At 69.7% G+C, this 12,897-nt stretch carries 12 protein-coding genes; all 12 read left to right on the top strand.

All coding sequences use genetic code 11. From position 1 onward, the window contains the following. Positions 1–8 precede the first annotated feature (8 nt). Entirely contained in the window at positions 9–920 is a 912-nt protein-coding gene (gene truB, locus NJE57_RS01635; protein ID WP_319026618.1) for a tRNA pseudouridine(55) synthase TruB, read from the top strand. A 23-nt stretch (positions 921–943) separates the two neighbouring features. Next, the gene (locus NJE57_RS01630; protein ID WP_319026617.1) at positions 944–1,930 is read left to right on the top strand and encodes a bifunctional riboflavin kinase/FAD synthetase; all 987 of its coding nucleotides are present in this window, start codon (positions 944–946) and stop codon (positions 1,928–1,930) included. A 115-nt stretch (positions 1,931–2,045) separates the two neighbouring features. Further along, positions 2,046–2,315, top strand: coding sequence for a 30S ribosomal protein S15 (gene rpsO / locus NJE57_RS01625; RefSeq protein WP_319026616.1), 270 nt, complete (start codon positions 2,046–2,048; stop codon positions 2,313–2,315). Positions 2,316–2,657: 342 nt separating this feature from the next. Further along, on the top strand, positions 2,658–4,934 hold the full coding sequence (locus NJE57_RS01620) for a polyribonucleotide nucleotidyltransferase (RefSeq protein ID WP_319026615.1): 2,277 nt from the start codon (positions 2,658–2,660) through the stop codon (positions 4,932–4,934). A gap of 137 nt (positions 4,935–5,071) precedes the next feature. Continuing rightward, the gene (locus NJE57_RS01615) at positions 5,072–6,394 is read left to right on the top strand and encodes a pitrilysin family protein (protein WP_319026614.1); all 1,323 of its coding nucleotides are present in this window, start codon (positions 5,072–5,074) and stop codon (positions 6,392–6,394) included. Between the two features lie 34 nt (positions 6,395–6,428). After that, entirely contained in the window at positions 6,429–7,178 is a 750-nt protein-coding gene (dapB, locus tag NJE57_RS01610) for a 4-hydroxy-tetrahydrodipicolinate reductase (RefSeq protein WP_319027061.1), read from the top strand. An 8-nt stretch (positions 7,179–7,186) separates the two neighbouring features. Continuing rightward, on the top strand, positions 7,187–7,660 hold the full coding sequence (locus NJE57_RS01605; protein ID WP_319026613.1) for a hypothetical protein: 474 nt from the start codon (positions 7,187–7,189) through the stop codon (positions 7,658–7,660). After that, positions 7,657–8,109, top strand: a complete 453-nt coding sequence (locus NJE57_RS01600; protein ID WP_319026612.1) for a flavodoxin family protein — start codon at positions 7,657–7,659, stop codon at positions 8,107–8,109. The genes NJE57_RS01605 and NJE57_RS01600 overlap by 4 nt, the downstream gene beginning before the upstream one ends. A gap of 37 nt (positions 8,110–8,146) precedes the next feature. Beyond that, positions 8,147–8,899 (top strand): FAD-dependent thymidylate synthase, encoded by a 753-nt coding sequence (gene thyX, locus NJE57_RS01595; RefSeq protein WP_319026611.1) that lies wholly within the window; start codon positions 8,147–8,149, stop codon positions 8,897–8,899. A 58-nt stretch (positions 8,900–8,957) separates the two neighbouring features. Next, a complete protein-coding gene (dapA, locus tag NJE57_RS01590; RefSeq protein WP_319026610.1) occupies positions 8,958–9,905 on the top strand; it encodes a 4-hydroxy-tetrahydrodipicolinate synthase in 948 nt (315 codons plus the stop codon). Continuing rightward, positions 9,902–12,106 carry a ribonuclease J gene (locus NJE57_RS01585; protein WP_319026609.1) on the top strand — a complete coding sequence of 735 codons (2,205 nt, stop codon included), beginning with the start codon at positions 9,902–9,904 and terminating at the stop codon, positions 12,104–12,106. Before dapA ends, NJE57_RS01585 begins: the two co-directional genes overlap by 4 nt. 5 nt (positions 12,107–12,111) lie before the next feature. Next, positions 12,112–12,768: a TIGR03085 family metal-binding protein gene (locus NJE57_RS01580; RefSeq protein ID WP_319026608.1), complete on the top strand. Its 657-nt coding sequence runs from the start codon at positions 12,112–12,114 to the stop codon at positions 12,766–12,768. Positions 12,769–12,897: the final 129 nt, after the last annotated feature.

The raw sequence follows: 12,897 nt of genomic DNA, 5'->3' as shown, positions 1-12,897 counted from the left end.
GTGTACCCGTGACGCCGCGCAGATCCGACCCCCGTCCCGCTCCCGCCCCCGGACTCGTGGTGGTCGACAAACCCGGCGGGATGACGAGCCATGACGTGGTCGGGCTGCTGCGCCGGTACTTCGGCACCCGCAAGGTCGGGCACGCCGGCACGCTCGACCCGATGGCGACCGGCGTCCTGGTGGTGGGGATCGAGCGCGCCACCAAGATCCTCGGTCTGCTCGCGCTGGAGACCAAGTCATACGAGGCCACCATCCGTCTCGGGGAGACCACCACCACCGACGACGCCGAGGGTGAGACCCTGACGCGGGCCGACGCGTCCGCGGTGACCGACCGGGCGATCGACGCCGGGGTCGAGGCCCTGACCGGGGAGATCGACCAGGTCCCGTCCTCGGTGAGCGCGATCAAGGTCGATGGTCGTCGCGCCTATGACAGGGTCCGGGCCGGTGAAGAGGTCCGCCTCGACGCGCGGGCGGTGACGGTGTCGCGTTTCGAGGTCACCGAGCGCACGCGCACCGGCGGGGTGATCGACCTCGTCGTCGTCGTCGACTGTTCCACCGGCACCTACATCCGCGCCCTGGCCCGCGACCTCGGCTCCGCCCTCGGGGTCGGGGGACACCTCACCGCCCTTCGACGCACGAAGGTCGGCCCGTTCGGGTTGGACGTGGCCCGGACCCTGGGGGAACTCGAGGAGGATCCGCGGGTGTCGCTGGACCTGGACGCCGCGGCACTGACCGCTTTCGGCCGTCGCGACATCGACGCCGACGAGGCGGAGGGCCTGCGGCACGGGCGGTGGCTGGAGGCCCGGGGCGAGGTCGGAGTCGTCGCCGCCGTGGGCCCGGACGGGCGGGTGGCCGCACTGGTCTCCGAGTCCGGACGGCGAGCGGCTCCGGTCGTGGTCATGCGACCGGCGGGCCTGTGACGGCCGGGCGTAAGGTGGGCGCCGTGCAGCTGTGGCGGACGTTCGACGAGATCGTGATCCCCGACGGCGGGACCTCCGTCGCGCTCGGGGTGTTCGACGGACTCCACCGAGGTCATCGGGCCCTGGTGGACCACGCGCTCGAGTCGGCGCGCGACCTCGGGGCGAGCCCCGTCCTGGTCACCTTCGATCCCCACCCCGTCGAGGTGGTCAGGCCGGGCACCCACCCGCTCGTGTTGACTCCACTGGAGCGGCGCGCGGAACTGGCCGGGCAGTTCGGCGTGGACGCGGTCTTCGCGCTGCCCTTCGACCTGCAGATGGCGGCGTGGGAGCCCGACGAGTTCGTCGACCGCGTCCTGGTCCACGGGCTGCGGAGTCGTGCCGTCGCCGTGGGCAGCAATTTCACGTTCGGTCGCCGCGCCTCCGGGAACCCCGAGACGATGCGCCGGCTCTGCGACGAGAGGGGGATCGCCGTCCGGGTCGTGGACCTCCTGGAATCCGGGGGCGAACCGGTCTCGTCCTCCCGTGTCCGCCGGCTGCTCTCGGAGTCCGACGTCGCCGGTGCCGCGTCGATCCTCGGCCGGCCGCACCGGGTGTCCGGGGTCGTCGTGCACGGGGCCGGACGCGGCGGACGCGACCTGGGGTACCCGACGGCGAACCTGGACCTGCCCGAGTACACCGCCGTACCCGTGGACGGGGTCTACGCGGGATGGTTCACCGTTCTCGACGACCACACCGTCGACGGATCGATCGTGCCCGGCCGGCGATACCCGGCGGCGATCTCCGTCGGCACCAACCCCACCTTCGGCGACGCCCCCCGCAGCGTCGAGGCGTTCGTTCTCGACGAGTCGGCGGACCTCTACGGTCACCTGGCCGCCGTCGACTTCGTCGACCACGTCCGCGACATGGAGAAGTTCTCCTCGGTGGACGAGTTGCTGGTGGCGATGGACCGCGACGTCGCCAGGACCCGGGCCGTGCTCGGAGTGGACGGGACCGGTCGTGCACGCATATGACACCGCGGATTGGGATCGCGGCCGTTCCTGCTGGTAACGTCTCCTCTCGGCCCTCCTGCGGTCCGCGGCGGCGGGGTCATTCATTTTCGCGGACTGGAACAACCAGGAGATTCCCATGGCGATGAGCACCGAAGAGAAGAAGGCCGTACTGGCCGAGTACGGGATCCACGAGACCGACACCGGTTCGCCGGAGGCCCAGGTCGCGCTGCTCACCAAGCGGATCAGCCAGCTGACCGAGCACCTCAAGAGCCACCAGCACGACCACCACTCGCGTCGCGGCCTGCTCCTGATGGTCGGTCGCCGTCGTCGTCTCCTCAAGTACATCGCCAAGGTCGACATCGCCCGCTACCGCTCGCTGATCGAGCGCCTCGGCCTGCGTCGCTGAGCACATCCCGCTCACACTTCCCACTGTTCCCCGTCCTCGTCGAGGGCGGGGAACAGTGCTGTTCGAGGGCGGTGCGCCCGTGTCCTCCGGTGACCCCGGGTGTTCTCCCTGGTAGCCTGATCACGGCCGGTGCGCACGTACCGGGTGTCGACAGGTCCGATTGACGGTCCTCGGTAGTGGCTGCCGGAACTTGAGGGTGCCTCACCATCACGATGGGGTACCGGTTCCGGCCGCTTCGATCGAAGACCGAGGTCGAACCGGGACCCCCTGACGTGTGGCCCGGCGGCCCCGGCGGAGGACTCCGCCGAGTGGCCCCCAGTCATCGACAGGACAGGACCACACATGCCAGAGATCACGGCCGTCGAGGTCGAAGACGGAGTCTTCGAGACCGTCGCGACCATCGACAACGGCGACTTCGGTCGCCGCGAGGTGCGATTCGAGACCGGACGGTTGGCCAAGCAGGCCGCCGGAGCGGTCGTCGCGTACCTCGACGACGACACCATGATGCTGTCCGCCACCACGGCGGGCAAGCACCCCAAGGACCACCTCGACTTCTTCCCGCTGACGGTGGACGTCGAGGAGCGGATGTACGCCGCGGGTCGTATCCCCGGTTCGTTCTTCCGCCGTGAGGGTCGGCCGAGCACCGACGCCATCCTCACCTGCCGCCTCATCGACCGGCCGTTGCGACCCACCTTCGCGGACGGGGTCCGCAACGAGGTCCAGGTCGTCGTGACCATCATGAGCCTGGACCCCAAGGACCTCTACGACGTCGTGGCGATCAACGCCGCGTCCGCGTCCACCCAGCTGTCCGGCCTCCCGTTCTCGGGCCCGGTCGGCGGCGTGCGCATCGCTCTCATCCCGACGGCCGCCCAGCCCGCGGGCCAGTGGGTCGCGTTCCCGACAGTCGAGCAGCTCTCCGAGGCCGTCTTCGACATGGTCGTGGCCGGTCGCGTGGTCGGCTCGGGTGACACCGCCGACGTCGCCATCATGATGGTCGAGGCCGAGGCCACCGACAACGTCATCGAGAAGATCGCCGGCGGTGCGCAGGCGCCGACCGAGGACGTCGTGGCGCAGGGACTCGAGGCGGCCAAGCCGTTCATCTCCGAGCTGTGTGCCGCTCAGCAGGCGCTGGCCACGGCGGCGCCCTCCGAGGCCCGCGAGTTCCAGCTCTTCCCGCCCTACCAGGAGGACGCGTTCACCGCCGTGTCCGAGGTGGCCGAGGCCAAGCTGGGCGAGATCATGTCCATCGCGGACAAGCAGGAGCGCGACAGCGCCACCGACGCACTCAAGGCGGAGGTGCTCGACTCGCTCGAGGAGCGCTTCAGTGGCCGGCTCGGCGAGATCGGTGCCGCGTTCAAGTCGCTCACCAAGAAGATCGTCCGCCAGCGGATCCTCACCGACCACTTCCGTATCGACGGCCGCGGCACCCGCGATATCCGGGCCCTGTCCGCCGAGGTCGAGGTGATCCCGCGGGCCCACGGTTCGGCGCTGTTCGAGCGGGGCGAGACCCAGATCCTGGGTGTCACCACCCTCGACATGGTCAAGATGGCCCAGCAGATCGACTCACTGGGACCGGAGACCAGCAAGCGGTACATGCACCACTACAACTTCCCGCCGTACTCCACCGGTGAGACCGGCCGCGTGGGTTCGCCCAAGCGCCGCGAGATCGGTCACGGAGCGCTCGCCGAGCGTGCGCTCATGCCGGTGCTCCCGAGCGTCGAGGAGTTCCCCTACGCCATCCGTCAGGTGTCCGAGGCGCTCAGCTCCAACGGGTCCACCTCGATGGGATCCGTCTGCGCCTCCACCCTGTCGCTGCTCAACGCGGGCGTGCCGCTCAAGGCGCCGGTGGCCGGGATCGCGATGGGTCTGGTCTCCGACCAGGTCGACGGACAGACCCGCTACGTGGCGCTGACCGACATCCTCGGTGCCGAGGACGCCTTCGGCGACATGGACTTCAAGGTCGCGGGCACGGGCATGTTCGTCACCGCCCTGCAGCTGGACACCAAGCTGGACGGGATCCCGTCCGAGGTGCTGGCCGGTGCCTTGACGCAGGCCCGCGAGGCGCGTCTGACGATCCTCGACGTGATGGCCGAGGCCATCGACGAGCCGGACGAGCTGAGCCCGTTCGCCCCGCGCATCATCGCGATCAAGGTGCCCGTCGACAAGATCGGAGAGGTGATCGGGCCCAAGGGCAAGATGATCAACTCGATCACCGAGGAGACCGGCGCCTCCGTCTCGATCGAGGACGACGGCACCGTCTACATCGGTGCCACCGACGGTGACTCCGCGCAGGCCGCGATCGACAAGATCAACGCCATCGCGAACCCGCAGCTGCCCAAGGTCGGCGAGCGGTTCCTGGGCACGGTGGTCAAGACCGCCCCGTTCGGTGCGTTCCTGTCGCTGCTGCCCGGCCGCGACGGCCTGGTCCACATCTCGAAGCTCGGCCAGGGCAAGCGCGTCGGCAAGGTCGAGGACGTCGTCAACGTGGGCGACAAGATGCAGGTCGAGATCGCGGACATCGACAACCGCGGCAAGATCAGCCTCGTCCCCGTCGGCGACGAGTCCGCGTCCGAGGACGCCGGGGACCCCGCCCCGGAGGCCGACACCGACCAGGGTTGATGATCCTCAGCCGGGCGCGGTGAACCGCCTCCGGTAGGACACGACGAGGCACGCACCCCACACCCGGGGTGCGTGCCTCGCATCGCTTCGAGCCCCCGAATCGTTGAAAGGCAGTCTCGTTGAAAGGCAGTGCCACAGTGAGTTCGACGATCCGGGTCGACCGGTCCATCCCCGGTCTCCGGGTGGTGACCGAGAACCTCCCGTGGTGTCACACCGCGGCGGTCGGGGTGTGGATCGCGGCCGGTTCGGCCGACGAGGCCCCCGATGAGCACGGTGCCGCCCACTTTCTCGAGCACGTCCTGTTCAAGAGGACCGCGACGTCGTCCGGTCGGGAGGTCTCGGAGCGGATCGACCTGCTCGGCGGCGACCTCAACGCCTACACGGGTCGGGAGCACACCTGCTACCACGTCCACGTCCCCGCCGAGGGGTTGCCGACCGCGGTCGACGTCCTCGTCGACGTGGTGGCCAACGGTTCGTGTGCGCCGGAGGACGTCGAGATCGAACGTGATGTGGTGCTCGACGAGCTCGCCGGCCGCGGGGACGACCCGGAGGACCTCGCCTGCGACCTCGTCACGGGCGCCGTTCTCGGGTGCGATCCGCTCGGCCGCCCGATCATCGGCAGCGAGGATTCGGTGGAGACGCTGGACGCCGAGACACTGCGGTCGTTCCACCGGCGGGTCCTGCGCGCGGGTGACGTCGTGGTGGCCGCGGCGGGGCGCGTCGATCACGCGGACCTGGTCAGGCGTATCGCCGACGGCCCGTTGGCCGCGGTGATCGCCGCCGGCGAGGACCTCCCGAGAATCGGCGACCCCGTGGTTCGGCCCGTCGTCTCCGAGCCCGTCGACCGCGGCGACTGGGCGTCGTCGTCGGTGCTGGTCGGTGAAAACGGCGACTCCGAACAGGTCCTCCTGGCGCTGGCCCGCAGGACGCCCGCGCGAGATCACCGTGACCGCGCCGCGGCGCAGCTCGCGACCGCCGTCCTGGGCGGGGGCCTGAGCTCCCGACTCTTCCAACGGGTGAGGGAGGAGTTGGGACTGTCCTACAACGTGTACGCGTCGATGGACCAGTTCCGGGCGACAGGCCTGGTGTCGGTGGTCGCCGGTAGCCCGGTCGGCCGGAGCGAGGCCCTGTGCGGTGCGGTCGCGGACGTGGTGGCCGGCATGATCCCGAACCCTCCCACGGTCGAGGAGATCGAGCGCGCCGCCGGACACCTCACCGGGTCCATCAGGTTGGGTCTCGACGACCCGCTGTCACGGATGACGCGGATCGGCCGCCACCTCCTGGACCGGGACACCGTGGTGACCGTCGAGGAGTCCCTGGCCAGACTCCGATCGGTGACCCGGGACGATGTCGCGGGCTACTGGACGGCGGAGACCGCACCCTGGTGCCTGGCCGCCGTGGGGCCGGGCATGCCCGACGTCGGCGGCGCGGCTGGTCTGCTCGCCGGCGTCGGCGGATAGGCTGGTGATCGGCTTGACGACCATTGAGGAGACGATGACGGTGACGAAGGTCGGAGTGCTAGGGGCACGCGGCAAGGTGGGCACGGCGATCTGCGAGGCTGTCCGCGAGGCGGAGGACCTGGAACTCGTCGCCGAGGTGGACCAGGGTGATCCACTGGAGAAGCTCACCGACTCCGGCGCCGAGGTCGTCGTGGACTTCACCCATCCCGATGTGGTCATGGCCAACCTCGAGTTCTGCATCTCGAACGGGATCCACGCGGTCGTCGGCACGACCGGCTTCACCGACGAGCGACTGGAGACCCTCCGCGGGTGGCTCCGTGACCAGCCCGGTACCGGGGTGCTGGTGGCTCCCAACTTCGCCATCGGCGCGATCCTCATGATGCGTTTCGCCGTCCAGGCGGCGAAGTTCTTCCCGTCCGCCGAGATCGTGGAGCTACACCACCCCAACAAGGCCGACGCTCCGTCGGGCACCGCTCACCGTACCGCCGAGATGATGGGCGCAGCGCGGTCCGCGGCCGGCCTCGGACCGTCCCCGGACGCCACGTCCACGGAACTGGAGGGCGCGAGGGGCGCCGACGTCAACGGGGTCAGGGTGCACTCGGTCCGGGTGACCGGGCTGGTCGCCCACCAGGAGGTGCTGCTGGGCACGCGGGGAGAGACCCTGACCATCAGGCACGACTCGCTCGATCGCAGTTCGTTCGCGCCCGGGGTCCTGCTCGGAGTGCGGTCGGTCACCGAGGCTCCCGGGCTGACCGTGGGGCTCGACGACTTCATGGATCTGTAGGCCGGCCCATGGACCGCGTCGTCAAACCCCTGGTCATGGCCGTCACCGCCGCGGGACTGGTGGTGGCCTTCGGCTACCTGCTCTACCTCGGCTGGGCCATGATCAGCCGATCCGAGTATCTCGCCATGCGAGGGCTGGGAGTCGGGATCATCCTGCTGACCGTGGTCGGCGCATGGGCGATGTGGGCGATCCTGCGGAACGGATTCGAACTGCAGCGCATCTCCGCCGCGGCCGCCGACGAGGGCATCGAACTCGACATCTCCGGACTCGACCAGCGCCCCTCCGGGCGACTCGAGCACGCCGCCGCCGACTCGTTGTTCGACCGGGTCAGTGCCGAGTACGAGGCCGCCCCGGACGACTGGCGCACCAACTACAGGCTGGCGCGGGCCTACGACCACGCCGGCGACCGGGCCCGCGCCCGTGAGGTGATGCGCGCGGCGATCGGCCTCCGCGAGGCGTCGACGGGGGAGCCACCGCAGTGAGCACCGTTCTCCTGGTCCACCACGCACCATCGCCTCGTCTGCGCCGAATCCTCGAGGCGTTGCAGAGCGGGCTCGAACACCCTGATCTCGAGGGTGTCGACGTCGAATCGGTCCCGGCCCTGGCCACGACAGACGACCACGTCCTCCGCGCCGACGGCTACGTCCTGCTCACCCCGGCCAATTTCGGGTACATGTCCGGAGCACTCAAGCACTTCTTCGACCGGACCTACTACACCTGCGAGGGCGCGGTGGCGGGCCGACCGTACGCGCTCTGCGTCCACGGGGACAACGACACGTCGGGGGCGGTCACCTCGGTCGAGCGCATCACCACCGGCTGGGGTCTGCGACAGGTCGCGCCCGCGATACAACTCACCGGCGAGCCCGGCCGCGAGGAGCTCGACACCGCGGCCGAGACCGCCGCGACGGTCGCCGCACATCTGCTCGGCTGACCCGCCGGGCACCACGAAAGCGAAAGGGAGTCACACGATGTCCGAGCTCGTCCGGCGGCAGGTCCGCCTGGTCGCGCACACCGCGTTCACCCCACCTGACGAGGTCGGGTGGGACACGGATGCGGACGGCGGATCCGCCCTGGCTGAGTTCGCCGGCAGGGCCTGCTACCAGAGCTGGGACAAGCCCAACCCCCGTACCGCCTCCAATGCGGGTTATCTCAGGCACATCCTCGAGGTGGGCCACCTCTCGGTCTTCGAGCACGCGAGTGTGTCCTTCTACATCACCGGCATCTCCCGTTCGTGCACCCACGAGCTCATCAGACACCGTCACTTCTCCTACAGCCAGCTCTCACAGCGGTTCGTTCCCGAGCACGACTCGAAGGTCGTGCCCCCGCCCGCGATAGCCGACGACCCGGAGCTGGTGGAGATCTTCCGACGGGCCACCGACGCGTCGCGTGACGCCTACGCGGAGATGCTGTCCAAGTTGGAGGAGCGGTTCGCCGACGTCCCCAACCCGATGCTCCGTCACAAGCAGGCCCGGCAGGCCGCTCGTTCGGTGCTGCCCAACGCCACCGAGACGCGGATCGTCGTGACGGGCAACTACAGGTCGTGGCGGCACTTCATCGGGATGCGCGCGACCGAACACGCGGATACCGAGATCCGTGGACTGGCCATCGACGTCCTTCGCCGACTACGGGACGCGGCGCCGGCCGTGTTCTCCGACTTCGAGATCACCACCCTCGAGGACGGTTCCGAGATCGCCGTCAGCCCCTACGTCCTGGAGGGATGAGCCGGAACGCCGGGTCGGAATCGGGACATCCCGTACTCTGCGGGTAGTCTGGGAATCCATGACACACGTGACCACCGGGGGCCCGACGTCGACCGACGGTCGGCCGGCCCCCACCGAACCGGGGCGCCCCGCGCCGTTCGGCACGGTTCTCACGGCGATGGTCACCCCGTTCGGGTCCGACGGCTACGTCGACCTGGGGGCCGTCGCGAGTGTCGCGGAACACCTCGTGGATTCGGGATGCGACGGAATCGTCGTGTCCGGGACCACGGGCGAGTCGCCCACCACCACGGACGCGGAGAAGATCGCGGTCCTGGAGGCTGTTCTGGCCGCGGTGGGGGACAGGGCGACGATCGTCGCCGGGGTGGGCACCTACGACACGGCACATTCCGTGCACCTCGCCCGCCAGGCGGCCTCAGTCGGCGCCCACGGCATGCTCGTGGTGACGCCGTACTACTCCAAGCCCACCCAGGCAGGACTCGACGCCCACTTCCGGGCGATCGCCGACGCCACCGACCGGCCCGTGATGTTGTACGACATCCCACCGCGGTCCGTGGTCCCCATCCAGGCGACCACTCTCATCGGACTGGCGTCCCACCCGAACATCGTGGCCGTCAAGGACGCGAAGGGCGATTTCCACGACGCCGTCACCGTGATGTCCCACTGCGACCTCGTCTACTACTCGGGTGACGACCAGCTCAACCTTCCCTGGCTGGCCGTGGGCGCGAGCGGATTCGTCAGCGTGATCGGCCACCTGGTCGCCCCGCGCCTGGTCGAGCTCCGCCGGGCCTTCCTCGCCGGCGACGTCGAGACAGCACGGCATATCAACCGTGGACTCCTCGCGCTCTTCGACGCCCAGCGGGCGCTCGGTGGCGTGTCGATGTCCAAAGCAGCTCTAGAACTTCTCGGGATCCCGGCCGGAGTGCCGCGACTCCCGCAGTTACCACCGACCACCGAGCAGCGGGACGCACTGGCGTCGCTGTTGCACAGAGCAGGAGTCATCAGATGACGGAGAATCCGACCAACAGCCGCGGACGCGGTCGCCCCCGCCGGGCTGCCGGCCGCCCCACCGGCGAACCCGCACCCGCGACCGCTGTGCAGTTCACCGAGCCCAAGGCCGTCGCCGACGTGCCCGCGGCGAGCAGCGGCGGGGACCGGTCCAAGCAGGACCGGCCCAAGCAGGAGCAGGGCAAGCAGCAGGACCAGGGCAAACAGCAGGACCAGGGCAAGCAGGGCGGCGGCCAGCAGGGCAGAGGCCAGTCCAAGTCCCAGCAGAACAAGGGGCAGCCGGACCAGAAGCAGGACGCCTCGAAGGCTTCCTCGCGCGGCCGTGGGCGCGGTACCTCCTCCGATGGAGGACAGGGCGGCGGAAACCAGGGCGGCGGCAACCAGAACGGTGGGGGCCAGAACGGCGGAAACCAGGGCGGCGGCCGTGGTCGCGGAGGGCGTGGCCGCGGCCGCGGGGGCACCTCGACCGCCGAGTTCGGGGGCGTCAAGACGATGCAGGGCGGGGACATGACCGTCAGGCTGCCCAGCCCGCCCAAGCCGCGGAAGGGCGCCCTGCGTCTGGTCGCCCTCGGTGGGATCACCGAGATCGGCCGCAACATGATGACCTTCGAGTACGACTCGAAGCTGCTCATCGTGGACTGTGGTGTGCTGTTCCCGAGCTCGGCGGAACCGGGCGTCGATCTCATCCTCCCCGATTTCGGGCACATCGAGGACCGTCTCGACAAGGTCGAGGCGCTCGTGCTCACACACGCCCACGAGGACCACATCGGCGCGATCCCGTTCCTGCTCAAGCTCCGCCCGGACATCCCGGTGGTGGGGTCCAGGTTCACCCTGGCGCTGGTGGCGGCCAAGTGTCGCGAACACCGGATCAAGCCGGTGTTCCGGCAGGTGGACGAGTCGTCGATCAGCTCGTTCGGCCCGTTCGAGGTCAGCTACTTCGACGTCAACCACTCGATCCCGGAGTGCCTCGGTGTGGTCATCCGCGCCGGCGGGAACTCGGTGATGATGTCGGGCGACATCAAGCTCGACCAGCTCCCCACGGACAAGCGGCCCACCGACCTCCCCAAGATGGCGCGGTTCGGTGACGAGGGGATCGACCTGTTGTTGCTGGACTCCACCAACTCCACCACGCCGGGGGTCAGCCGTTCGGAGTCCGAGGTCGGGCCGGCGCTCGAACGGCTCATCTCCAACGCGCGTCAGCTCGTCGTGGTCGCCTGTTTCGCGTCCAACGTCTACCGCGTCCAGTCCGTCCTCGAGGCCGCCGCAGCGAACGGCCGGAAGGTCGCGCTCACCGGTCGATCGATGCTCCGCAACATGGAGATCGCCCTCGAGCTGGGGCTGCTCACCGACCCGAAGAACGTGATCGTGGACATGGATGCGGCCGCCAAGCTCCCGTCCGAGAAGGTCCTCGTGATGACCACCGGCACCCAGGGCGAGGCGATGGCCGGGCTCTCCCGGATGGCCCGCCGTGAGCACCGGCAGATCAACCTCTCCGAGGGCGACACCGTGTTGTTCTCGTCGTCGATCGTCCCGGGCAACGAGGAGCCGGTCTTCAGCGTTCAAAACAGCCTGTCCCAGATGGGCGTCAACGTGGTGACCTCACGGGACGCCAACATCCACGTCTCCGGACACGGGGACGCGGGCGAACTGCTCTTCGTCTACAACGCGGTGCGACCCAAGAACGCCATGCCGGTGCACGGCGAGTGGCGACATCTCCGGGCCAACAAGGCGCTGGCGGTCGCGACCGGGGTGCCCGCGGAGAACGTGGTGCTGGCGCAGAACGGCGTCGTGGTGGACCTCGTCGACGGCAAGGCGGCCGCGGTCGGCCAGATCCCGGTCGGCCACCTGTACGTGGACGGTCTGTCCACCGGGGACGTCGGAGACACCGTGCTCGCCGACCGGACGGCGCTGAGCGAGGACGGATTCATCGTCGCCACGGTCGTGGTGGATCCCCGCACCGGTCGTCCGGTGAGCAAGCCCCAGATCATCGCCAAGGGCTTCACCGACGAGCCCGGTGCGCTGTCCCCGGTCGTCGAGCTGGTCGAGAACGCCCTGTGGGACCTGGCGGGGGAGGGGGAGACCGACCCCTACCGCCTCGCGCAGGCCGTTCGGCGCACCGTCGGCACGTGGGTCTCCGAGAAGTGGCGTCGCAAGCCGATGATCGTTCCCACCGTCATCACCTCCGTCGCAGCCGAGAGCTGAGCCCGGTGGACGTCGACCGTCGGTCCCTGGCGCAGCGGGAACGGAGCGCACTCGTCGAGACGATGCGCGCCACCGGGCCGGATGCGCCGACCCTGTGCGAGGGCTGGACGACCCGTGACCTCGCGGCGCACCTCGTGGTGCGTGAGGCGCGCCCCGACGCCGCCGCGGGCGTGATCGTCCCCGCGCTCGCCTCGCGGTTGGAGGAGCTGAGACTCCGTGAGACCGAGCGGTCGTGGGACGACCTCCTCGAGAGGATCGCGGCCGGGGCGCCGTGGTACTCGCCCCTTCGCTACGCCGATCGGGTGGCCAACGCCGCGGAGTACCTCGTGCACCACGAGGACGTCCGCAGGGCGGACGGGGAATGGACGACGAGGGAGTTCGACGCCGAGGACCTCGACCGCATCTGGGCGCTGGGGACCACGGTCGCCAGGACGTTCCTGCGGCGTGTCGCGGCCCGTGTCGACCTGCGCACCCCGTCGGAGATCCGGTTGACCAAGCGGGGCGCGGTGTCCACGGGCGCCGCACTTGCGCCCATGGTGAGCGTGACGGCCCACCCGGTCGAACTGCTCCTGTGGGCGTTCGGTCGGGACGCCGTCGACGTCGACATCTCCGGCGCCCAGCAGGGCATCGACGCTGTCGAGGCCGTGTCGAGGGGTCTGTAGACCGCCCCCACCCGTGTGGCTGCTGTTACCGATGGGGTTCGAGAAGATAGAGTGACCCCCATGGCACCCAGCTCGAACACGCGATCCACCCGTGCCCCCGGTGGACGACGACCGGCATCGAAGTCGGGA

This window comes from Dietzia sp. PP-33 (genome assembly GCF_033790845.1).
Lineage (GTDB): Bacteria > Actinomycetota > Actinomycetes > Mycobacteriales > Mycobacteriaceae > Dietzia.
Note: the sequence above shows the minus strand (reverse complement) of the source record. Positions and strands in the feature narration are given on the sequence as shown.

Excerpts from the sequence above, each read along its gene's own strand:
- dapA (WP_319026610.1), top strand. The coding sequence starts at position 8,958 with ATGACACACGTGACCACCGGGGGCCCGACGTCGACCGACGGTCGGCCG.
- NJE57_RS01620 (WP_319026615.1), top strand. The coding sequence starts at position 2,658 with ATGCCAGAGATCACGGCCGTCGAGGTCGAAGACGGAGTCTTCGAGACC.
- NJE57_RS01585 (WP_319026609.1), top strand. The coding sequence starts at position 9,902 with ATGACGGAGAATCCGACCAACAGCCGCGGACGCGGTCGCCCCCGCCGG.
- rpsO (WP_319026616.1), top strand. The coding sequence starts at position 2,046 with ATGGCGATGAGCACCGAAGAGAAGAAGGCCGTACTGGCCGAGTACGGG.
- thyX (WP_319026611.1), top strand. The coding sequence starts at position 8,147 with ATGTCCGAGCTCGTCCGGCGGCAGGTCCGCCTGGTCGCGCACACCGCG.
- NJE57_RS01605 (WP_319026613.1), top strand. The coding sequence starts at position 7,187 with ATGGACCGCGTCGTCAAACCCCTGGTCATGGCCGTCACCGCCGCGGGA.
- dapB (WP_319027061.1), top strand. The coding sequence starts at position 6,429 with ATGACGGTGACGAAGGTCGGAGTGCTAGGGGCACGCGGCAAGGTGGGC.